Below are 22,605 nucleotides of genomic sequence, written 5' to 3'. Positions count from 1 at the left end.
CGATGTGTGGTATCTGGGGGTTTGTAAGCACCTCAACGGCAGTCGCCACCGAAGACGCGTGGAACGGGCTGTGTAGTCTGACGGATCGAGGCCCCGACGACTGGGGGATATATCTGGAGGGGGACGGGAAGATCACGACGGAAAGTGCCCTCCCCAATGGTGAGGTGCCGATTGCCCTCGGAAACCGCCGGTTGAGTATCCTCGATCTCTCCGCTGCGGGCAACCAGCCCTTCGTGACCGAAGATGGTGTCGTCGTCGTCTACAACGGTGAGATCTACAATTACCGGGAACTCCGTGAAGAGCTGAGGGCGGCGGGCTATTCGTTTCGATCCGACACGGACACTGAGGTGCTCCTCCGTTCGTATCAGGAGTACGGGACCGACTGCGTCGAGCGCTTTCGTGGCATGTTCGCGTTCGGGATCTGGGATCCGCAATCGGGCACGTTGTTCGCGGCACGGGATCGGCTCGGTATCAAACCGCTGTACTACGACTGTACCGGCCAGCGGTTGACGTTCGCCTCCGAGGTTACATCGCTGCTGGCCGCAGACACGACGAGGGCAGAACTAGATCCCAGAGCAGTCGAACAGTTCCTCGCACTCGGGTCAGTTCCGGCCACACGAACGATCCTCGCGGACATCGAGTCCCTCCCGGCCGGATCGAAACTCGTCTACGATCCAGCGACCGGATCCCGCGAGGTCGAGCGGTACTGGTCGCCATCGACTACTCGAAAGGAAGCACCGACACCAGACGAAGTGTTCGAGGCGCTACGGGAGAGTGTAGAACTCCGTCTGCGAAGCGACGTCCCAGTGGGTGCGTTTCTATCGGGTGGACTCGATTCCTCGTCACTGGTCGCTTTGATGCGGGACGTCAGCGGAGAGACTGCGGCGAATCTCAGGACGTACTCGATCGACTTCGAAGAGACAGCGTATTCTGAGGGGAGTTACGCCGAACAGGTCGCGGAGCGACTCGGGACCGAACACACCGCCCGGACGATACGTGCAGACGATGTCAAAGAGGAGATACCGAACATCATCGAAACGATGGACCAGCCGACCATCGACGGCATCAATACGTATTTCGTGTCAAAGATCGCTGCGGAGGACGGTGTCTCGGTCGCGCTCTCAGGCGTCGGCGGCGACGAGTTGTTCTGTGGGTACGATACCTTCCGGCAGGTCCCGGCGCTGTATCGCATCGGACGTCTGACGAATAGCCTCCCAGCCTGGATACGACGGCCGGTCGCTACTCTGCTCGATGCCGTCGCAGACCGGAGGAACGACCAACGAGTTGGTGCGCTCGCGACAGTCCTCCGATCGGACGACGCCTTCGAGGGGGCGTATCTCGCGGTGCGAGGGATCGTGCCCCACCGGTGGCGAAAGCGGTTACTCGGGTCTGCGACCGATAGCATGCCCACCCCGGCGACAGGGCCCTTCGAAAGCCCGGAAACCGCGAGTCCCGAAGCCCGCGTTGCCAACGCTGAACTCGGGTGGTATCTGCACAATCAGTTGCTCAAAGACACGGATATGATGAGCATGGCGCATTCTCTCGAAACACGGGTGCCGTTCCTCGATTCGCGGCTGGTCTCACGAGTGATGGGAGCCCAGACGGAGTGCTGGCAGGGAAAAACGCTGCTCAAAGAAGCCCTGCGGGAGACACTTCCCGACACCATCATCGATCGGGAGAAGACGGGGTTCACGTTCCCCTTCGGAGAGTGGCTCGAATCGGACCTGGCGGACGTCGTCGACGACGCACTGGATCAAGATCGGCTCCGCAATACGCCGGTAGATCATCGTTCCGCTCGGCAACTGCAGACCGAGTTTTCCCGTGATACCGTCCACTGGTCCCGTCTCTGGGCGATCGTCGTGCTCTCACTGTGGGTCGAAGAACATCTTCAGTGATCGATTTCGCCGTCCAAGTGTTCCCGTAACGACCGCTGGGCTCGAGCAAGTCGCTCCGTGTCGATGTCGTCGTTCGCAACGGCGGGACCGTAAAACGCAGTCACCGCCCGGATCTCCTGATCGGTGAGCAGACCGAGTTGGTCGGCGTTTCGCTCGTATACCGTCGTCGGGACGGACTCTCCGTCACCGGCCGTCGCGAGGGTGTCCAGCTCGGCGTAGAGCGCCCGCCGAACGCCGTTTCTACGACTGTCTCTGTGGTTGAAATAAAGCAAACAAATCCCGATCAGTAGCAGTATCGCGGGGTAGATTCGCTGCAGCGAGAATCCTGGCATTCCCTCCAAGAGGATCTTCCAGAACAGAAGGATCAGAATGGCGGGTGGGAACAGAATCAGCAGGCCCAGCAGGAATTTTCGAGTCCAATCGACAGCGGTTCTCGGAGAGATTCCCCAGAGCGCCGTGTGACCGTTCGTTCCGTCATCTGTGGTTCGCACAGCGTCACCGCGCTCATCCATCGCCGTGATATGAGCGGCAAAGATAATAAATCCACTGCACTCAGGGGCCGTCGTGTGAAGCGAACCACGGTATCGACGATGTCATCGCCCGGCGAGTGGGGCTGTCTCGGCTCGGATTCCGATGGTGGACCGATTGCCACGGTGTCGATAGTCGCCGTCGGGCGGCGAAACGACGCACCCGATCTCTGTCAAACGTGTTCGGCCGCGCCGGGCCGGCGACAGCACCGTCGTGACCCGGAGTCGTCGGAGTCCGATGGAGGTCGGATCCGAGTGACCCACGCGAGTGGCGTGCCTCGGCTCGAATCACGTTCGCTACCCCTAGCGTGCGGAAAGCCGCGAGAACAGTGCGAAGAACGGAGCGAGGAGGAGTACGCTCGCACCGAGTGCGTACGGGAGCAAGACGACGCGGATCACCCATCGAAAGTTCGAGTGAAACGACGCGTCGGTTGCGACAATGACGAACGAGATGACTGCGAACAGGAACAACCCCGAGAGAACCGAGAGAAGGCCCCAAACGATATCAGAGTCGCTAGCGGACGAGTACAACGATCCCACAGTGTTCTCGGAGACCTCCATATTCGAGGAGCGTCCCGGGGATATTTAGCTGTTCCTCCGCCGGGTCGCTACTCCGATGACGGATCGCACAGCCGCTCGTCCGTTATTCGAAGCGCAGATCTCTCAGCGAGCGGCGACGGAGCGACCCGAGATTCCGGACTGGTGCAGCGAAACTCCTGCAAAAGAATCGTGGCGACGACAGTCCAGTTGTCCTGTGAATTTACACAAGTCGGTGTTTTTATTCGGAGGAGTAGCGAGACTGGAGATATGAGCAACGAGGGCGAGGTTCAGGACCTTCTCGACGAGCGACCGGACCTACGGGACGCTCTCAGAGAGATTGCCCGAGTCGATGCGACCCACGACACCTGGTCGTTCGATGACGTGTCTGTCGATTCTGGCAAATTTGGCGAACTTATTTCTCGAGAGGTCGTCGAGTCCGCCGGCGACGAATATCGTCTCGCGGATCCGGAGGCAGTCGACCGAACACTCGGCGGCGGGCCCGTCGAGGAGGGGCCGCGGGCACCCGGTTCTGTTGACGGTCAGCCCCGGCAGTCGCTCTCCGACTGGACGCAATCGACGGATTTCCTCGCACCGAGCAGCCGTGCGTTACTCGGGGCACTCGTTTTCGTCGTTCTCGTCCGGAGTATTCCGGTCGAGGGTGTCTATCGAGGGTCGAATATCGTACTCTCCGGAAACGACGCGTACTTCTATCGGTTTCTCGTCGAGCAGTTGGTTTTCAGCGGCCAGACCCCGTTGAGTCTGCAATCGTTGGCGTCCTTATCGTCCGGGGCTCTCCGTGGTGAGCCGTTGTTGGTCGCGACACTTTGGCTGTTCGCCGACGTGGCCGGTGGGACCGTTCGGAGCGTGGGGCACGTTTTGGCCTGGTATCCGGTCGGAGTAGCAGGTGTCACCGCCGTTTTCGTCTATTCACTCGCAGTAGAGACGACAGGCGATCGGCGGATCGGTCTCGCCAGCGTCGTGATGTTCGCAGTGCTTCCGGCGCACGCATTCCGCACCGGACTGGGATTCGCCGATCACCACGCGTTCGATTATTTGTGGCTGACGCTCTCTGGACTGGTGATGCTGCAGTTGGCGACAGTGGGAGATCGAGACGACTGGTCGTCCCATAACTGGGCGCTCGCGGTCGTGCTGGGGCTGAGTATCGCTGGACAGACGCTCGCGTGGGAAGCCGGCCCACTTCTCGTCGGTGCGACCGCTGTCGCGATCGTCGTCAAAGCAGTTCTAGACGTCGCTGCCGATAGATCGCCACTGCCAGCGTCCCTCCCAGCCCTCGCAGGGTTCGCGCTCGGAGCGGGTGTCGTCGTCGCCACGCATTCGATACTCGGCTGGCAATCACTGCGTGTGGCGATTGCACCGGTTGTTATCGTGGCCGGCGTCGTCTCGCTCGTGCTCACCGCGGAAGCAATACACCGCACGACCGGTGAAAGTCGTCATTTGGGTCTCGCGTTCGTCACTGTCACAGCGGCCGTCGTTCTCACGTTCAGAACGGCGTTGCCGGGACTCTGGAATCGACTTATTTCTGGTATCGACTTCCTCTTTATTGATGCGAACATCGCGGAAACCGTCGGTCTCTTCAGCAATTCGTCGTTGGCTTCGATCCTCCTGCTCGGGTTCTCGCTCCTGATCGCGCTTCCGGTCCTGGTTTCCTTGCAGGTCGCCCACCGGACGGACGTCAAGTGGCAAATGATGAGTGTGTACACTCTCTACTTCCTCGTTCTGTCGATCATCCAAGTCCGATTTGCCGGTGAACTCGCCGCATTCCTCTCAGTCTTTACCGGCGCTGGCTTCTGCTGGCTCGGAGACTGGGTCGACATCATCCGGCCAGTCTCACTCAGCGAAGGAGACGCCGTCCCGCTCACGATACCGAACAACCGCCAGACGATCCTGTCGCTGGTAGTGCTGTTCGCTCTAATCGGTGGCCCCGGTCTCGCCCAGAGTGCGATCAAACACGACCAGGTCAGGATTGACGACGAGAGATACGAGACAGCGACGGTCATCAGTAACCACTCGTCCTCGCTCGGTCAGCAATACCCCGAAAACTACGTCCTCAGTCGCTGGTCACAGAACCGAGTGTTCAATTATTACGTGAACGGGCAGTCGAAAGGATACAACTACGCGCGGAATACGTATCCGAAATTTATCCGCGGAGAGAATCCGAGTAATGCATACGCAGAGTTCCGTGGACGCGTCGGATACGTCGTCATCGACCGACAGGTGCTACCACCAGACAACGGGACCGTCGGACAGCTAACAGAGGCGTACGGCAGTCGAACGGAACGGAACAGCGGGGTCCGGCACTATCGAGCGATCCATGTCTCTGACACCGGGCGATACGTCGTCTATCAGCTCGTGCCAGGCGCGGTTATCGCCGGTGAAGCGCGCCACAACGCGACGGTCACGCTGGTCTCGCGACACAACGTCTCGGGCGTCTCCTTCAGGTACGAGCGCGTAACGCGAGCGCATCAAGCCCAGCAGGGCCAACTGCGCGGGAATTACGCGGTCGGTGTCGCGTATCCCGGTGAATACGTGATCCAGACCGACAACTCGACGACCCGCGTCGTCGTTCCGGAACGAGCGATCAGAAACGGCACTCGTATCACGGTTTCCGGGTAGCGGATTCGAGGGGCAACCAGCCAGCGTAGTGAGCAAGGAGGGCGCGAGCAGCGAATGGGACGACGTTCTCGATCTGATCTCGCCACGTCGGTTCCGACGCCGCTGAATCATGGCTTCGGACCGCCACACAGTGGCGCGATCCCCACCGGTCAGTTGATAGATAACCTTTTGTTTGTATCCCTGATAGCACCGGGTACGATGGTGACACGTGTCGCAGTAGTCACACAGGACGACCCGTTCTATATGCCGGAATTTTTCCGCTCGTTCCTCTCTACGCTCTCGAAAGATATCTCGATACGAGAGGTCACGTTACTCGACGCCTTCGACGAGCCGCTTCATTCACTCGTTTCACGTATGCTCCGGCTCTACGGACCCCGGAATTTCGTCGTTCGCGGCCTGCAGTACGTCAGTCGAACTGCACTCGACACGCTCGGGCGCGGACAGTACTCAGTCACATCGATCGCGGCCGACCACGGGATCCCGTTCGAGCACCGGGAGAGTGTGAACGATCCGGCCTACGTCGAGTGGGTGGAAAACGAGGAGATCGACATCGTCTTGTCAGTGTCAGCACCCCAGATATTCGACGAGCCCCTGCTGGAGGCACCGACGTGGGGATGCATCAATGTCCACGCCGGGAAACTTCCGGACTACCGGGGTATGTTCCCGACGTTCTGGGCGTTGTTCAAAGATGAGAGTGAATTCGGTGTGACGGTTCACACGATGACGCCGAAGATCGACCGTGGCCAGCGAGTGAAAGAGTCCGTGCGTCCGATCCATCCGGACGATTCACTCGACGACGTCATCATCAGAGGCAAACGCACGGGTGGCAAGCTCGCGGCCGATGTCCTCGACGAGATCGAACGGGGAACTGCCTCCCTGACACCGATCGGCGGAGACGGAACCTACTACTCGTTCCCGACGCTCGAGGAGCGTCGAGAGTTTCAGAAGCGAGGAAATCACCTGTTATGACGTATTATCTGACATTCGATGTCGAGGATTGGTTCCACGCGCACAACGTCTTGCCGGCGATCAAACCTGACCAGTGGGACGACTACGAGCCACGGGTGGAACGGAACGTGAATCGGCTACTCGATCTCCTGGCAGAGTACGATACGCGAGCGACGTTTTTCGTGCTGGGGTGGGTCGCCGACCGCCACCCGACCGTCGTCGAGTTGATCGAGGCGGCGGGACACGACGTCGAGAGCCACGGCTATAACCACAAGCTGCTGTACGAACAGAACGCCGAAGCCGTCCGGCGTGATCTGGCCCGCTCGAAGAACGTACTAGAATCGATCGTCGACCAGTCCGTCACGGGTTATCGAGCCCCGTCGTTTTCGATCACCCCGTGGGCGGCAGACATCCTCGCCGACCTCGGGTTCGAGTACGACTCCAGCCGCTACGCTGCCCGTCACGACCGGTACGGGAGTGTCTCTGTGACCGAGGAAACGACGTTCACGACCCTTGAAAACGGACTCACTGAAATCCAGCTCCCGACCCTGGAGGTCGGACCGATGTCGATCCCCTGGGGAGGTGGCGGCTATTTCCGATTCATCCCGTATCGGCTGTTCCGGCGTGGACTGCGGCGTATCGGGCGGGATCGGGACGTGGTATTTTACCTGCACCCGTGGGAACTCGACCCCCACCAACCCCATCAGCAGCTCCCGCGAACGAACCGGCTACGGCACTACCACAACCTCTCCGAGACGGCAGGTCGACTCCGGCGCTTGCTCGCGGACTTCGACTGGGAGCCGATCAGTACTAGTATGGACGGAAACCATTGATTACAAGAGAACGATGACCATGCGGACGGGTACAGACAGAGAATGACTTCGTCGAAATCTACGAATTCCATATTTTATATTACACAGTACTATCCGCCTGAAACGGGTGCACCAGCGACCCGAGTGAACGAATTGACCCGCCGCTGGGCCGATGCCGAGCACGATATCACAGTCATCACGTCGGCGCCGGACTATCCGGAGGGAGAACTGTTCGAGGGCTACGACAACTCGTGGGTGCAGACGGAGTCGCGCGACGGCGTCGACATCGTGATGATGAAAACCATCCCGGCATCGAACGCGGAGACGCTCCGACGAATCCTCAAATTCGTCTGGTTCATGCTGGCGGCGACCTGTGCCGGTATCTGGGTCGACGACTCGCCCGATGCGGTCATCGCTACCAGCCCGCAACCACTGATCGGGGTCAGCGCGCTGGCAGTCGGCCGTCTTCGTGGTGCAGCAGTAATCTTCGAGGTTCGGGATCTGTGGCCGGAAACGATCCAATCGGTCGGCGATTTCGACAACGGGATCGCGTTATGGGGAATCGAAAAAACGGTCAACTTCGTGTACCGCACTGCGGATCGAGTCGTGACGGTGTCGCGGGAGTTCAACGAGACGCTCACCGAGGCCGGTGTCGATTCCGACCGGCTCTGGTATCACCCGAACGGGGTCGATACCGAATTTTTCGAGACCAACTCGGCCACAGACTCTCTCGACGACGAGGTGCGTGCAGCGTTCGATGCCGAGTTCGTCATCTCCTACGTCGGAACGATCGGACGGACCCACGGCCTCGAAGTCGTGCTCGATGCGGCAGACCGACTTGTGGACGACGAGCGGATACGATTCGTCTTGGTAGGGTACGGATCGGAAATGGACCGACTACAGCAGCAAGCGAAGCGGCGCGGACTCGACAATGTCGTGTTCACCGGTCGCCGCCCCAAGGAGGACGTTCCGAAAGTGCAGGCGCTCTCCGACGCTTCGTTGGTGCATCTCAAGGACAGAGAACTATTTCGGACGGTGATCCCGTCCAAAATGTTCGAATCGATGGCCGCGAGCCTACCGATCGTGCTGGGGGTCGAGGGGGAGGCAGCCCGTATCGTAACGGAAGCGGGCGCTGGACTCCCGATATCGCCCGGAGATCCGGGCGAGTTAGTCGAAGCGACGAGACTGCTCGCGGACGATCCGGAAGCACGGGAACAGTTCGGGAAGAACGGCTATTCGTTCGTCAAACGAGAGTTTTCGTGGGATACCATCGCGAGAGAGTACCGCGAGAACATCGAACAGGTCGCAACGTAACGATCAGAGCTAAATCCTCTCACCCGTAAGCATGGGGCATACTGTATGGAACAGAACCCGACCATTGCATTTGTTTTCGGAACGCGGCCGGAAATTATCAAGCTCGCACCGGTCTTGCGGGCGTGTGAAAACCGAGATATCTCTTATATCCAGATACACACGGGCCAGCATTATTCCGACAGCCTCGACAGTATCTTCTTCGACCAGCTGAATCTGCCGATCCCGGAATACAATCTTGAAGTCGGCTCGCAATCACACGGACAACAGACGGGAGAGATGATCGCCGAGATCGAGACGGTTCTCACGGAAACGCGACCGGAGACGGTGCTGGTCCAGGGCGACACGAATTCGGTCCTCGCTGGTGCAATCGCGACGAGCAAATTGCCGGCGGTCGATCTCGCCCACATCGAGGCCGGCCTTCGGAGCTTCGACCGCGAGATGCCAGAAGAGATCAACAGACGACTCACCGATCACGCGGCAGAATATCTGTTCCCACCAACAGAATCGGCTCGGGAGCACCTGCGCGAGGAAAATATCCCCGACGATCGGATTACAGTCACCGGGAACACGATCGTCGATGCCGTGACCCAACACGTCGAGCTCGCTCACCGGCAAAGTTCAGTCCACGAGACCCTCGATCTCGACCAACGCTACGCACTGTTGACGGCACACCGTGCCAAAAACGTCGACGACGAAGACCGGCTCAAATCGCTACTGGAGGGTGTGGCACGGAGCGCCCGAGAGCACGATTTGACGGTCGTCTATCCGATCCATCCGCGGGCGGAGAGCCAGCTCGCCGACTCCGGCGTGGAGGTTCCGGAAGTGATCACGCTGATCGAACCACAGCCGTTCCTCGACTTTCTCGTGCTCGAAGACGACGCGACGCTGATCTTCACTGACTCGGGCGGCGTGCAGGAGGAGGCCTGTATTCTCGGGATGCCCTGTGTCACCCTACGGGACAACACGGAACGCCCGGAAACGGTGACGGTCGGGGCGAATCGAGTGGCCGGTGTCGATCCGGACGATATCGCTGCGGCCGCCGATGCGATGATCGATATCCAGGAAGACTGGGACAATCCCTTCGGAGACGGAACGGCGGCCGAGAAGATCGTTGAGGAGGTACGCCCGCGATGACGGAATCCGCCGAATCGACGGTCTGTGTCCACGGGCTCGGATATGTTGGCCTCCCGACAGCAGCGATCCTCACGAACAGCGGGTACACCGTCTACGGATACGACGCTGACCCAGAGAAACGCGCTGCACTACGCGACGGCGAGATCGACTTCGACGAAGCGGCTGTCGAGGAATTTGTCTCCAGGGCTCTGCGTGATGGACTCGAAGTGACCGATGGACCTCGTGCCGCCGATTTCCATCTCATCTGTGTCCCGACGCCGTACGATCAAGCACTGGATCGGACGAACCTCTCGTACGTCGAAGCGGCAGGTGAGGCACTCGGACCGATCCTTCGCCAGGGAGATACCGTCGTTCTGGAATCCACGGTGCCACCGGGAACGACCGCGAATCGATTACGGGACCTGATCGAAGAGCACAGGTTCGCAGTGCCGTCAGAGGTCAGGCTCGCGTACAGTCCAGAAACGATCCTCCCGGGGAACACCCTCGCCGAACTGAGAAACAACGACCGGATTGTCGGATTCGTCGGGGACACGGATCCAGCACCGGTCGTGTCCCTGTACAAGTCGTTCGTCACGGGCGACGTGCGAGTGACAGATGCCACGACGGCAGAGTTCGTCAAGCTAATCCAGAACGCGTCGCGTGACGTCAACATCGCCTTCGCCAACGAGATCGCGAAGCTGGCACACGAGTTCGAGATCGATGCCAGGGACGCTATCTCACTGGCGAACAATCATCCGAGGGTGGACATTCTCAGCCCCGGTCCCGGAGTGGGTGGCCACTGTATCCCCATCGATCCGCTCTTTCTGGGGCACGGGAACGACATTCCGATGTTGATCGAGACGGCGCGTCAGGTCAACGACGATATGCCTCTGTTCGTTCTGAATTTGCTCTCTGCGGCGCTCGACGATCTCTCGGAGGCGTCCGTCGCGCTGCTCGGCGTCGCTTACAAGGGGGGTATCGCAGATACGCGCCAGAGCCCGTCACTCGCACTGCGCGACCTGCTCGTCGAAGAGGGAGTCGAAGACGTACGGTTAACAGATCCGCACGTCACAGACGGTGAATTCGACATTCAAGAGTTAGAAACCGCAGTGAAGGGAAGTGATGCAGCGGTCATCGTCACTGACCATCCGGTGTACAGCGCCCTCTCACCGGAACGCTTCGAGCGTCTGATGGGCGAGCAGGTCGTGTTGGACACGCGCGGCCTGATCAACAGTGACCACTGGGAGACGGCTGGCTTCGACGTGTATCAGCTCTGATCGGATCGCCATGGCGAACTACCTGGCACTGTTCGGGACAGCGGTCAACAAGCAACCCAGACAACTGCTGGGGATCGCTCGACGAACAGCGAAGTCGAACGTCCTACCGAAACTACCGATCGATTTCGAAGCCCGATACGAAGCGAATCGGCCAGACGTACGGAGAGAGACGGCCGCGATACGCGCGAACCTCGAGGAGTTGCGCGAGAGTACCACACAGCGCCGCGACGCTCTCAAAACGAGAGCGGAGAAAGCGGAGACGGGAACGGTGACGTTCCTTAATGAGACGGTGTCGTTCGGAACGGGCGCAGAGGTCACTGGGTCCGCGCAGGCGGCGGCGTCGCAGTCTCTCTTGTGGAAGCTGAAATGCTGGGGATTCGAACACCTCAAATGGGTGTGGCTCGGGTACGACAGCCCAACTGCTGTTCCGGAGTCCGCACTCGAGGTCCACCGGTCCTGGCTCGCCGAATGGAACAGCGGTCACCCGATCGGAGCCACGGCGGGGTACCTACGACGGGAGTGGATGCCACACGCAGTCTCGCTCCGCCTCTGTCACTGGATCCGGTACCACGCGTGGCTGGAGGATCGGTTGTCCGATCCATTCGAGCACGAAATCGAGCAGTTCGTAGCGAAGAACGCCGCATTTCTGGCCAGCAATGTCGAATACGGTGTCGGCGGAAACCATCTCGTCGAGAACGGGATCGCGCTCCTACTGGCGGGCGTGTACGCTGGCATTCCGACGTGGCGCCGACAGGGAACGACGATCCTGGAACGGTGCGGGGAGCGTCAGTTCTTTGCGGACGGTGGACACTACGAGCGGAGCCCGATGTATCACCTGCTCGTCTCGCAACGGTACCTGAGTGCTGCCGACATCCTTCGCCGCCACGGCGAACCGAACGAGGTGATCCGACGGACGGCCTGGAGCGGGGCCCAGTTCGCAGCTCGGATACGGCCACCCGACGGGCGGATACCACTGGTGAACGATTCAGTCTTCGGCGAAGCGCTCCCGATAGAAGAGTTTCTCACGTACGCTGACAGGACCGGTATCGATACCGATCCAGCTCAGTGTCAGAGTGACGCGTCCGGGTTCTACTGGCTCGGTAGCGGCGAGACCAAACTGCTCGTCGTCGCAAGTGAGCTCGCAGTGCCGAGCGTTCCCGGGCACGCCCACGCGCACCCCGGACAAATCTGTGGGTGGGTCGGCGGTACACGGGTCCTGACCGACACCGGTGTGTACGAATACGCGAGCGGGCATCGTCGCGATCAGGCGCGGAGTGTTCGCTCGCACAATACGGTCCAGGTCGCTGGATCGGAGCCTGCTCAGTTCGGGAGCTCCTTTCACTTCTGTGGCCGTATCGACCCGGAGATCGACTACACGACGACAGAGACGGGTAGTACCCTCACCATGACCTACACCGTAAAAGGGATCGGCCGACACAGATACCGACATTCGAGATCGGTCACGGCAACAGACGACGAGTGGCGTATCGAGGACGAAATCGGGGCCACCGAGCGGCCGTGGCAGAGCCGGCTACACCTGCACCCGGCCTATCAGGCCACAGTCGACAGCACAGAAGTCACAGTCCGTGATGACGAGGGGACAGACTGCTTGCGGGTCGTCGCCGTCGGTGCCGAGGAGGTCACCGTTGAGACGGCGCCCTACTTCCCCGAGTACGGCAGGGAGCGATCGCGTGACGTGATCACCTTCTCACGGACACACGGTGGAACGATGGGGTACACGCTTGTACCAGAAATGGCAAAGCAAAAACCACAGAGCGATAAATAGCAGCCAATGCGACAGCTGCAGCAGAGCTTCGAAAGCGGGAAACTAACACTGAACGAGATCCCCGAGCCCCAGGTACAGCCGGGTATGGTTTTAGTCGACACTCGCTACTCTCTTGTCAGTGCCGGGACAGAGAAGTCGATGATCAACCTTGCGAAGAAGAGCCTCGTCGGGAAAGCGAAAGAGCGGCCCGATCTGGTAAAGGAGGTAGTGACGAAAGCCCGAAACGACGGCCTCCGCTCGACGTATCGATCAGTGCGGAGCCGCCTTGAGGAACCGATACCGCTGGGGTACAGTTGTGCTGGCGAAGTGATCGCGACGGGAGATGACGTGACGGACATCGCTGTCGGTGAGAAAGTCGCCTGTGGCGGGGCGGGATACGCAACGCACAGCGAGATCAACGTGATCCCGGCGAATCTCTGTACACCGGTTCCGGAAACGGTCTCGCTTCTCGACGCTGCGTTCACCACTGTCGGAGCCATCGCGATGCAGGGCGTGCGGCGGCTCGAACCGACACCGGGCGAACGGATCGCGATCATCGGACTCGGCCTCGTCGGGAGGCTGACGGCCAAGATACTCGATGCGTACGGCCACCCGACACTCGGTATCGATATCGACGAGACCGCCGTCGAGAACGCCGACGAACTGACCGCCGGTGCAGTGATCGATCGAGACGACGTGAAGCAGATGGCGACTGAATTCAGCGCTTCGGATGGTGTCGATGGCGTTATCATCACCGCAGCAACAGACTCCAACCAACCGATCACGCTGGCCGGAGCGATCTCCAGGGAACAGGGTCGAATTTCGGTCGTCGGCGATGTCGGGATGGACGTGCCGCGGGACGAGTATTACGAGAAGGAACTCGACGTCCGCCTCTCTCGATCGTACGGGCCGGGCCGCTACGATCGGACCTACGAAGAGGTCGGGCTCGACTATCCGATCAAGTACGTCCGCTGGACCGAAAATCGGAACATGGCGGAGTTCTTGAGGCTTCTGGAACAGGAGGATACCGCGGTCGATGACCTCGTCACGCACACGTTCCCATTCGACGAAGCGCTCGACGCATACGACCTCATTCTGAATGGAAGCGATTACACCGGCATCGTTTTCGAATACGATCAGCGTTCGACCGACACGGAGAGATCCCGACGCTACGATCGGTCCCGTTCGAAGCGGACAGCGGCAGGGACGTTGTCCCTTGGCATCGTCGGTGCGGGCAACTTCGCCACGACAGTCCTCTTACCGGTGATCTCCGACCTCGATGGCTACACGATCGATGCAGTCGCCTCCGCGACGGGCACGAGTTCCGCTGCGGTCGCGGAAAAGTACGACGCCCGATACGCGACGACAGATTACGAAGAGATCATTCAGGACGACGACATCGACGTCGTGGTCGTCGCAACGCGGCACAACCTCCACGCAGAAATCGCAGGCCGTGCACTGGAGGAAGGGAAAGACGTTCACGTGGAGAAACCGCCTGCCCTGACGAGGGCAGCGCTCGGCGAACTGGCATCCATCGAACAGCAGTCCGACGGCCGCCTGATGGTCGGCTACAACCGTCGGTTCTCGAAGCCAGTGCGAGACATCAAACAGAAGATGGCTTCCGCGACGACGCCATCGATGGTACAGTACCGGGTCAATGCCGATACCATTCCGGACGATCACTGGACGCTTGACCCGGACGTCGGCGGGGGCCGGATCATCGGGGAGGTCTGCCACTTCGTCGATCTCATGCAATATCTCACCGAGACGGCCCCGACCAGAGTGTACGCCTGTGGCCCGAACACGGACGACGCCCCGACGAGACAGAACCTGCAGGCGACAGTCGAGTTCGACGACGGCTCGACCGGGACGATTACCTACACTACACTGGGAGATCGCTCGCTCGCGAAAGAGCAGATCGAGGTGTTCAACGGTGGCGCTGCCGCGACCATCGATAATTTCAAAACCGGTCGATTCGGCCTGAACCAAGACAAGGGGTTCGAAGCGGAGTTCCGGGCGTTCAACCGGGCGATCACCGACGGCGATCCGTCCCCAATTCCGATCGACGAAATCGTCACGACGTCGGAGACGACGTTCGCACTGCGGGAGTCGATCACGTCGAACAAACCGGTGCCCGTTGAGAGGTAACAGTTCACCGGGTAACCACTGTTGTGATTCGGTCAGGCTGTTCGAATCAGTCGTCCGACCGACCGAACAGCAGCCTGACCATGTCAATGCCGACCTGGTACAATTGCCTCGTGACGATCTTCAGGTCGAACCAGAACGACTGCTTGCGGATGTACTCGATGTCGTACCGGATCTTCTTCTGTGGCTCGTAGCCAGTGATGTTGTTGATCTGTGCGAGACCGGTCAATCCGGGCTTGACGAACCACCGACTCCGCCACTCGTCGACCGTCGTCTCGATGTCACTGTCGAGTTCCGGTCGTTCGGGCCGTGGTCCGACGACGCTCATATCGCCAACGAGGACGGGCCAGAGCTGGGGGATCTCGTCGAGGTGGGTTTTCCGGAGGATTCGTCCGACCCGCGTCACGCGTGGATCGACGCCACCAGCGTCCTCCTCGCTGAGCTTCACTCCCGTGTTCACCTCGGCATTCGTCACCATACTCCGGAACTTGTAGATATTGAACCGCACGCCAAACTCCGCTGTACGGCGCTGACTGTAGAGGACTGGTCCCGGTGAGTCGATTTTGATGGCGATCGCGATGACCAGAATGACCGGCGAGAGCACGAACAGTCCGGTCGCGGCGAAGAAGAAGTCGAACAGCCGTTTGAGCATGTAGTCCTGCCAGTCCCAGGGCTCCAGGTCCGTGTCCACCAGTTCGCCGCCGACAGAATCCGAGACGAGGACGCTATCCGCGTGGTCCCGATGGACCTTCGCACGGACGCCGTGTTCGTGACACTCGACGAGCGTACCGAAGAACTCCTCTCGATCAGGCCGATTGAATCCGAGTAAGACGGTGTCGATGTCGTGAGCGACGAGCACCTCGTCAAGCCGGGAGAGACCACCTAGTCGCGGGAGTGCGCCGACCTCTTCTCTGCCACCGTCGGGTGCCTGTCTCCGCATCGCTCGCTCGTCCTGCAGTTCGATACTCGGCGGAGAAACGTACCCGAGGATCGGCAGGTCGATCGCTTCCTGTATCAGATTCATCGCCTCGTAGTCGTCACCGACGATGACTGCCCGGGTCGAGGTCCGTGGCCGTCGTCGGATCGAAACGAACCAGATCGGCAGGAGGACGACGAGCAGTCCACTCGTGAGGATGAGCGTCGTCCGGGGAAGCCGCGTCGACCAATCGAAGTATCCGATGGTGGCCAGCGCGGTCGTGCCGATGAAGACGCGCTTGTGAATGAGCGAAATCGTGTCGAGGATTCGGCGTGGCTGGGGTTTGAACAGTGGCCAGATGACAGCGAGAATGATGACGAGTGTCACCAGAATCTCGTCGAGGATCGCGTCGCTGGTATAGGTCTGTGTCTGGAGGTTGCTTAGTATCGGCAGTGCAGTGAGAAGTGATTGCGCCAACGGCGTGTTCGCTACGAAGACAGCGAGTGCGGTGATCGCAGTTGCCCCGCCAACTGAGAGGATTCGATACCGCCAGCTTGAGGGCATTGTTGTATAAATCAGGAGAACCATTGATAAGTACTCTGGGATCTTTCAGGCCGAGGACGGGTGTTTGCACCCGATCGTAGATTCATCGAATCGGTGCCCCAGCGGGGATTCGTCCCGAGCGATTTCACGGCCACGGTGGCCGGACAGCCACGTCGTTTCGCATCGACCTCGATGGGGTTTACTCGATCACAACCCGCGAACGCTCGGCTGCCGGGCGGTCCCGCTATAGTAACGATTGAAACGATTTACATACCGATCGCACTGCCTTCGTGCGATCGGGTGTACATTGATTTTCAATGGCTACTATAGCCGTCGGACAGCGTCCGCAGTCACCGCCAGATTGCTCGTGAGCAGGTCGGTCCACCCGGAGAGATTCCGACTGAATATTTATACGAGGATGCCCTCGTGACAGCCATCATGGGCATGGGTCATACGTTAGCAGTTGGTGTCAAATATCCTCGCCGGGCGCTCGTCGACCTGTACTCTCGATACGTCGATCTGTGCGGCGGTATCGACGGTGTCGATGTCGTCGAAGCAGATTGGGACACGCTGATAATCCTCGATGGCTGTCGGTTCGACCTGTTCGAATCGATCAACACGCTCCCGGGAGAACTGAGGGCAGTCACGTCACAGTCGACACACACCGGCGAGTTCATGGAGAAAAATTTTCGTGGAGGATCCTTCGACGATATCGTGTACGTCTCCGCGAACCCTCGCCCGAGCCAGTACGACGCAAGTTTCCACGATGTGATCTTCCTGTGGGACTCCGAGTGGGACAGCGAGTTGAACACTGTGCCCCCGGAAACGGTAACGGAAGCGGCGATCGAAGCGCACGAACAGTATCCCAACAAGCGGATCCTCGTCCACTATCTCCAGCCACACTATCCGTTCATCGGCGAGCGTGGCCGGGACTTCCACGACGAATACGGATACACCTCGCTGGAAAACCAGGACAACCTCTGGATGCGTCTTCGAGACGGTGCACGGGACCCGGAGCGTGTCTGGGAGATCTACGAGGAGAATTTGGAGGTGACACTGCCCCACGTACAGCGATTGCTCGATGCCATCGAGGGGCGCGTCGTCGTGTCTTCGGATCACGGGAACGCCTTCGGTGAATGGGATATCTGGGGCCACCCGGGCAAAGCGTACATCGAACCGCTGCTCGAAGTCCCGTGGCTCGTCCACGAAGAGGGAGACCGGCGGACGATCGAAGCGGGATCCGCGACGAAGCAGACAGAACGTGACAGTCAAGCCGCGAAAGACCGTCTCAAAGAACTCGGCTACGTCGATTAGCGCCGCGTTTCCCCGTCGTCGATGAGCGACCTGTACCGCTCGTAGACCCGTTCGCCGTACGCATCCCAGGTATACGACGTTTCGATGAGATCGCGGGCGTTCGAACCCATCTCGGAGCGGCGATCGGGGTCGTCTGCGAGTCCTTTCATCGCTGTCGCGAGCGCGTCGACCTCGCGAATCGGGACCTCGATGCCGTGCTCTCCATCCGTCCCGACCCACCCGGCGTGGGGCGTTGTGACGACGGGCAACCCGGACGCCATCGCCTCGTACGTTACGTACGCGCTTCCCTCCTCGAGTGTCGGAAGGACAAATACCGAGGCGTCCTCGTACAGTCGATCCATATCACTGACCCATCCCAGAAACTCGATGTCGTCACGATCGGCGTATTCGTCCGCGAACTGTTGCCCTGACTCTTTGATGCCACCGGCGATTTTGAGTTGTGCGCCGGGGAGATCGAGTCGGTCCCACGCGTCGAGGAGATACGGAATTCCTTTTCGCAGTTCGACCCGCCCCGCGAAGAGGAACGTCAGCGGCCCGTCGCTCTCAGTACTTGTCGGCGTGTACTGGTTGGGATCGACCGCATACGGTTCACAGAGCACCTTCTCCTCCGGGACACCCTGTTCGAGGAACGACTCGTAAACGAACTCAGACGGGACCATGACGTACTCCGCCGCGTCGTACTCTGCCTCCTCCCGTCGGACGTACGCCTCGTCGCTCGGACCGGAGTCGTACCCGTGGCGGCGGTATTCTTCCTCGAGAATGTTCGCCTGCGTTCGCGCGTGTGACGAACATCGCTCGACGATGGTAGTGACGCCGTGTTCGTTCGCGCGCTGAATTGACTTGAGTGCAACGCCCGAAAATGAGACGTGGAGCGTATCAGCGGGATCGACGTTCCGCGCAACGGCCGCGTCGAACAGCTCCCGACGCCACCGACCGACTGGTACCCGATCCCCGACGACTGGCAGCCGAGAGAGCACTTGATTGAGGGCCTCCGGATGCCTGATGGGCCTGACTGCCGACTTGGGTAGTGACGTCTCGAGTTTCGATCGCGGATATGTCGTGTAGATGCAGTGCAGGACAGATCTGTTCGCGAGTTGCTCCGCGAGCTCGAACGCGTGAAACGTGCCTGGAACGGCGATACTGACCTTCATTCGTATCCTGGCACTGTTGGAGTGATCGTCGCAGCCAGTACAGACGACGAGGAGGGCGATACGAAGCGGCCACCACTTCGACACACGACGAGAGACGACAGAAATCGCAGGATCGAGTTCATAGTTCGAGACCACCCCTGTAATGCAGATAAATCATTCGTCATCCGGTAATCAGCCGTCCACCTCTGCTGCTAACCGCTCGAACCCATCCAAGAAGATAGATCTCAGTTGTGCTTCGGAATACCGGGAGACGATTGTCTCGCGAGCGGCAGCCGACAGCTGCTCTCGATGATCGTGATCAGTCAACACGTGAACGAGTGCGTCCGACAGCGCATCGGGGTCGTCATTGGGGACGAGATGGCCGTTCTCGCCGTCCTCGACGTACGTCGCTGGACCACCGCATCTCGTCGACACGACCGGGAGTCCACAGGACATCGCTTCCATCCCGGCAATCGATAGTCCCTCTTGAAGGGAGGGGATCACGAAGATATCCGCAGTCCTGTAGTAGGCAGGGAGCTCGTCGTGTGCGACGTAGTCGACGAACTCGACGACGTCTTCGAGACCGTTGTCCCGAACCGCCCGAGTGACGTGCGAATCTGGCTCTGCACCGATCAGTTGCAACGTCGCGTTCGGGACCGCCTCGACGACCTGAGAGAAGGCGGACATGAGCATCGGCATGTTCTTCCGGTCGTCGTTGAACCGGCCGACGAACGTGATCCGGAGTTCATCGTCGTCTTTGGGGACGGTCGGGCCATCGGGGGAGAAGGTTTCGACGTCGATCGGATGTGGCACCGCAGTGATTTTTGACTCTGCTATCTCATACTCGGTCGTAATCCGATCCATCGTGTAATCACTAAGAACATAGACGAAATTTGCTGCTTCGAAGACACGCCGTTCAATGGATTCAAGTGCTGGTCGTGACACGTAATCACGAAGTTTTCGGGGGAGAGACGCACTCTGGATGCGACCAGCGCGATCGTCCCAGAGGAGAGTGGCGAACCAACCCGCGAACGGTTTATTTTGGAGTACGTAGGGAAAACCACACTGATTCGGCCCACCGATCGCGAAGCAAACGTCCGCGTCGGCGAGCGCGGCTCGCCACTGCTGTCTGTTGGTCACGTACTGCGTGAACTCCAGATGGGGGAGGACGCGAGGGATGGCTTTCACTTCCATCCCATCGACCTCCGTATGTTCCAGTTCCGGAGAGAAGCCCCGGCTCGGGAGATCAGTGAACATGACGTCGGTCTCTCGATCGAGGACGTTGTAGACGAGACACGGATCGTACCCGCCCTCCGCTGCGATCCGATACACGAGACGGGCCATCTCTGGAACACCACCCTTGGCCGAGAGGTCCCGCGTCGCGATATACAGTCGGGTTTCACTCATCAGTACGCTGTGTTGCAGGCATCCCCATATAAATTCAGTCGTCTACGACGTCACCGACGTCGATCTCGTAGACGCGTCGCGTCCCCTCGTGCATCGAGTCGATGCAAACCGACGTGCCCGCACGGTTCCAGCGCGGATGGAGGTCACACCGTCGGGCGGTCCGAACGAACTCCGTCGGCGAGTCGAACGTTCCGAGATCGATTCGGGACTCGGTGTCGAAATCGTAGAGGAACAGTTCGCGGACCCCGTCGTCAGTCGGGTACGTGTCGAAGATCGCCCAGCGTCCGTTGCGAGTCACGGACGGGTGCCCGTCACGGTCGATCGTGCCGGGAGCGACGTCGGTGATCTCACCGGAGTCTAGATCGAACAAGTAGAACCGGTCACCGATGACGTTCTGGCGGATCCAGGACGGGATTTCGATCGCCCGGACGGCCGACAACGCCAGTTTTAGGATCGGATTGTCGAAGACACCACTCTTGCTCGCGTCCGTGATAGTGTCCTGTTGTCGCGACCAAGCGAGGATTTCGGTCGGGGACCGCCACGTGAAGTGAGGGGCTCTCCCACTGTCCGTCACGCATTCGACGTCACCGCTGTCCGGATCGATCGTCAGCAACCGCGTGTGAAATCCGCCGTGCTCGACCGTCCACCGGTGGAGGAAGGCAACTCGCTCTCCATTCGGTCCGAACATGAGATGGTTCACCCAGTGATCACCGCCGGCCATCGAATCGAGGTGGCGGAACGAACAGAGTTCGGAAAACGAAACCAGAAGCTCCTGGTCGCCCGACTCGAGATCGAGTCGGTAAATACCGTCATTCTCGGGGATCGACCGGAGTTCAGTATCAGTCACTGAATCCGGGAGGGCGTATCCATACCCGGGCCGCATTCGTTCGAGTCGCTCGAAGTCAAGCGTCAACGCCGTCGTTCCATCTGGCGAGACCGTGTAGACCGGAGCGTCGATTGTACGCCGGGTCCCCGTTTCCAAGTCGTGGATACGTGTGACGAACTGTCCGTCTTGCCGGTCGTTGAACGCGACGCGAGCGTTGTAGTCCGGTCCGAGCCACTGTAACATCGACCCCTGCTGGAAGTTCCAAGCGTCAGTTCGACCGAGGACTGTCCGCTCGCCGGTCTCAGTATCGAACAAACAGATACCAGCGCGGTCACCCACGTCCGGCCGTCGGTCAACGAACGGGGAACTGTGGGCCAGGAGCTGCTGGTCGTCGGCATTCCACGGTGACTTGTCATAATACCCGTAAAAGTGATGGGAATCGGCAGGAGTAACTGGATTCAAAGTGAAAGAGTCGGAGAGCACAGCGCCAAGCATAGCTGTTCATTACTGGGTCTGCTTATAAACATTATCAGTACGGTACAAGTGTGTTTGCTGCGTCAAGCGGGCCGTGATACGTTTGGAGTAGCGGGCCATGAGCGAAGCTGTGTAACCACGTTTCCGGCTCGGCGTGGCTGAAGCAGTTCGAGAAGGAGAATTGGACGCTCGTAGGAGTATAATCATTCGCTGTCAGAAACCGTGATGACATCAGCAGCCAGTTCTGTATCCACTTCGCCCTGCAAACGCCGTTCGGCTTCGTCGCGGTCTTCGGGATAGCCGATGTCGTTGCGCCAGCCGTCCATCCGAATCGCATCGATCGTCCGTCCGGAGTGCAACAGGAGGTCGATCGCGTCGCTGATCTCGTACTCGCCGCGGTTCGAGGGCTGGACGAGGTGACAGGCGTGGAAGATCGCCGGTGTAAACGTGTAGAAGCCGGTCATCACGAGGTTCGAGGGCGGATCATCGGGCTTCTCAACGACCTCAATGATCTCGCCGTACTTGTTGGTATCACAGACACCATACCGCGACGCCTCCTCCCACGGGACTTCCTCGACGAGGAACGCGGCGTCGGCCCGTGCCTCCTGTTGCCGATTGATCACGTCTTGGAGGTTCGTCTCGAAGATATTGTCGCCCAGCATCAGCATAAAATCGTCGTCGATGTGCTCTTCGACGGTCAACAGGGCGTGGGCTAGACCTTTTTGCTCGCGCTGGTGGGCGTAGGTGATCGGGACGCCCTCAAACTCGTCTTCGAAGTGGTTGATGATTACCTGCTTCTTATAGCCGACGACGACCAGCAATTCCTCGGCTCCGAGATCGATGAGTTGCTCGAAACAGTGTGTGAGGATGGGCTTACCAGCGACTTCGACCATTCCCTTGGGCTTGTCTTCGGTCAGGGGACGGAGTCGGGTTCCCTTCCCGGCAGCGAGGACGACAGCTTTCACACTCCCTTCTGGGAAGTGATTCGGTAAAACTCTTGCCGAAGAGAGAAGTAGACCACCTCG

17 protein-coding genes are annotated in these 22,605 nt (G+C 59.7%); 10 read left to right on the top strand and 7 right to left on the bottom strand.

The window, feature by feature from the left end:
- Nucleotides 1-2: 2 nt before the first annotated feature.
- The gene (asnB, locus tag HALKA_RS18865) at nucleotides 3-1,895 is read left to right on the top strand and encodes an asparagine synthase (glutamine-hydrolyzing) (protein ID WP_080505776.1); all 1,893 of its coding nucleotides are present in this window, start codon (nucleotides 3-5) and stop codon (nucleotides 1,893-1,895) included.
- Here the strand turns inward: asnB and HALKA_RS0100525 are convergent.
- The gene (locus HALKA_RS0100525; RefSeq protein WP_018256155.1) at nucleotides 1,889-2,407 is read right to left on the bottom strand and encodes a hypothetical protein; all 519 of its coding nucleotides are present in this window, start codon (nucleotides 2,405-2,407) and stop codon (nucleotides 1,889-1,891) included. The two genes, asnB and HALKA_RS0100525, sit on opposite strands and share 7 nt — an antisense overlap.
- A gap of 318 nt (nucleotides 2,408-2,725) precedes the next feature.
- The gene (locus tag HALKA_RS18860; protein ID WP_018256154.1) at nucleotides 2,726-2,983 is read right to left on the bottom strand and encodes a hypothetical protein; all 258 of its coding nucleotides are present in this window, start codon (nucleotides 2,981-2,983) and stop codon (nucleotides 2,726-2,728) included.
- A 246-nt stretch (nucleotides 2,984-3,229) separates the two neighbouring features.
- On the opposite strand from HALKA_RS18860, the gene HALKA_RS0100515 reads away from it, so the two are divergent.
- From HALKA_RS0100515 to HALKA_RS0100480, 8 genes are all read left to right on the top strand, one after another.
- Entirely contained in the window at nucleotides 3,230-5,596 is a 2,367-nt protein-coding gene (locus HALKA_RS0100515) for a hypothetical protein (protein WP_018256153.1), read from the top strand.
- A gap of 153 nt (nucleotides 5,597-5,749) precedes the next feature.
- Entirely contained in the window at nucleotides 5,750-6,565 is an 816-nt protein-coding gene (locus tag HALKA_RS21550) for a formyltransferase family protein (protein WP_211206010.1), read from the top strand.
- The gene (locus HALKA_RS0100505) at nucleotides 6,562-7,377 is read left to right on the top strand and encodes an XrtA system polysaccharide deacetylase (RefSeq protein ID WP_018256151.1); all 816 of its coding nucleotides are present in this window, start codon (nucleotides 6,562-6,564) and stop codon (nucleotides 7,375-7,377) included. The genes HALKA_RS21550 and HALKA_RS0100505 overlap by 4 nt, the downstream gene beginning before the upstream one ends.
- Before the next feature lie 42 nt (nucleotides 7,378-7,419).
- Complete coding sequence (locus HALKA_RS0100500) at nucleotides 7,420-8,670, top strand: glycosyltransferase family 4 protein (RefSeq protein WP_044956453.1); 1,251 nt, start codon at nucleotides 7,420-7,422, stop codon at nucleotides 8,668-8,670.
- Between the two features lie 45 nt (nucleotides 8,671-8,715).
- Nucleotides 8,716-9,804, top strand: coding sequence for a non-hydrolyzing UDP-N-acetylglucosamine 2-epimerase (gene wecB, locus HALKA_RS0100495; RefSeq protein ID WP_018256149.1), 1,089 nt, complete (start codon nucleotides 8,716-8,718; stop codon nucleotides 9,802-9,804).
- Nucleotides 9,801-11,060, top strand: a complete 1,260-nt coding sequence (locus HALKA_RS0100490) for a nucleotide sugar dehydrogenase (protein ID WP_018256148.1) — start codon at nucleotides 9,801-9,803, stop codon at nucleotides 11,058-11,060. The genes wecB and HALKA_RS0100490 overlap by 4 nt, the downstream gene beginning before the upstream one ends.
- A 199-nt stretch (nucleotides 11,061-11,259) precedes the next feature.
- The gene (locus HALKA_RS18855) at nucleotides 11,260-12,846 is read left to right on the top strand and encodes an alginate lyase family protein (protein WP_169333096.1); all 1,587 of its coding nucleotides are present in this window, start codon (nucleotides 11,260-11,262) and stop codon (nucleotides 12,844-12,846) included.
- 138 nt (nucleotides 12,847-12,984) lie between these two features.
- Nucleotides 12,985-14,973: a bi-domain-containing oxidoreductase gene (locus HALKA_RS0100480; RefSeq protein WP_211206009.1), complete on the top strand. Its 1,989-nt coding sequence runs from the start codon at nucleotides 12,985-12,987 to the stop codon at nucleotides 14,971-14,973.
- A gap of 46 nt (nucleotides 14,974-15,019) precedes the next feature.
- On the opposite strand, the gene HALKA_RS0100475 is transcribed toward HALKA_RS0100480, so the two are convergent.
- Nucleotides 15,020-16,450, bottom strand: a complete 1,431-nt coding sequence (locus HALKA_RS0100475; RefSeq protein WP_026190094.1) for an exopolysaccharide biosynthesis polyprenyl glycosylphosphotransferase — start codon at nucleotides 16,448-16,450, stop codon at nucleotides 15,020-15,022.
- Between the two features lie 417 nt (nucleotides 16,451-16,867).
- On the opposite strand from HALKA_RS0100475, the gene HALKA_RS0100470 reads away from it, so the two are divergent.
- A complete protein-coding gene (locus tag HALKA_RS0100470; RefSeq protein WP_018256144.1) occupies nucleotides 16,868-17,743 on the top strand; it encodes an alkaline phosphatase family protein in 876 nt (291 codons plus the stop codon).
- Here the strand turns inward: HALKA_RS0100470 and HALKA_RS0100465 are convergent.
- The 4 genes from HALKA_RS0100465 to aglF form a co-directional block, all read right to left on the bottom strand.
- Entirely contained in the window at nucleotides 17,740-18,720 is a 981-nt protein-coding gene (locus HALKA_RS0100465) for a glycosyltransferase family 4 protein (RefSeq protein ID WP_211206008.1), read from the bottom strand. The genes HALKA_RS0100470 and HALKA_RS0100465 overlap by 4 nt on opposite strands.
- Nucleotides 18,721-19,065: 345 nt before the next feature.
- On the bottom strand, nucleotides 19,066-20,130 hold the full coding sequence (locus HALKA_RS18850; protein WP_169333095.1) for a glycosyltransferase family 4 protein: 1,065 nt from the start codon (nucleotides 20,128-20,130) through the stop codon (nucleotides 19,066-19,068).
- 184 nt (nucleotides 20,131-20,314) lie between these two features.
- A complete protein-coding gene (locus HALKA_RS18845; RefSeq protein ID WP_155119339.1) occupies nucleotides 20,315-21,421 on the bottom strand; it encodes a TolB-like translocation protein in 1,107 nt (368 codons plus the stop codon).
- 362 nt (nucleotides 21,422-21,783) lie between these two features.
- The gene (gene aglF, locus HALKA_RS0100450) at nucleotides 21,784-22,545 is read right to left on the bottom strand and encodes a UTP--glucose-1-phosphate uridylyltransferase AglF (RefSeq protein WP_018256140.1); all 762 of its coding nucleotides are present in this window, start codon (nucleotides 22,543-22,545) and stop codon (nucleotides 21,784-21,786) included.
- Nucleotides 22,546-22,605 lie beyond the last annotated feature (60 nt).

This window comes from Halomicrobium katesii DSM 19301 (assembly GCF_000379085.1).
Classification (GTDB): Archaea; Halobacteriota; Halobacteria; order Halobacteriales; family Haloarculaceae; genus Halomicrobium; species Halomicrobium katesii.
The sequence above is the reverse complement of the archived record's forward strand: the minus strand, read 5'-3'. Positions and strand labels throughout refer to the sequence as shown.

Bases quoted from the DNA above. Each gene is read 5' to 3' on its own strand.
- asnB (WP_080505776.1), top strand. From the start codon at position 3: ATGTGTGGTATCTGGGGGTTTGTAAGCACCTCAACGGCAGTCGCCACC.
- HALKA_RS0100525 (WP_018256155.1), bottom strand. From the start codon at position 2,407: ATGGATGAGCGCGGTGACGCTGTGCGAACCACAGATGACGGAACGAAC.
- HALKA_RS18860 (WP_018256154.1), bottom strand. From the start codon at position 2,983: ATGGAGGTCTCCGAGAACACTGTGGGATCGTTGTACTCGTCCGCTAGC.
- HALKA_RS0100515 (WP_018256153.1), top strand. From the start codon at position 3,230: ATGAGCAACGAGGGCGAGGTTCAGGACCTTCTCGACGAGCGACCGGAC.
- HALKA_RS0100505 (WP_018256151.1), top strand. From the start codon at position 6,562: ATGACGTATTATCTGACATTCGATGTCGAGGATTGGTTCCACGCGCAC.
- HALKA_RS0100500 (WP_044956453.1), top strand. From the start codon at position 7,420: ATGACTTCGTCGAAATCTACGAATTCCATATTTTATATTACACAGTAC.
- wecB (WP_018256149.1), top strand. From the start codon at position 8,716: ATGGAACAGAACCCGACCATTGCATTTGTTTTCGGAACGCGGCCGGAA.
- HALKA_RS0100490 (WP_018256148.1), top strand. From the start codon at position 9,801: ATGACGGAATCCGCCGAATCGACGGTCTGTGTCCACGGGCTCGGATAT.
- HALKA_RS0100480 (WP_211206009.1), top strand. From the start codon at position 12,985: ATGATCAACCTTGCGAAGAAGAGCCTCGTCGGGAAAGCGAAAGAGCGG.
- HALKA_RS0100475 (WP_026190094.1), bottom strand. From the start codon at position 16,450: ATGCCCTCAAGCTGGCGGTATCGAATCCTCTCAGTTGGCGGGGCAACT.
- HALKA_RS0100470 (WP_018256144.1), top strand. From the start codon at position 16,868: ATGGGCATGGGTCATACGTTAGCAGTTGGTGTCAAATATCCTCGCCGG.
- HALKA_RS18850 (WP_169333095.1), bottom strand. From the start codon at position 20,130: ATGTTCACTGATCTCCCGAGCCGGGGCTTCTCTCCGGAACTGGAACAT.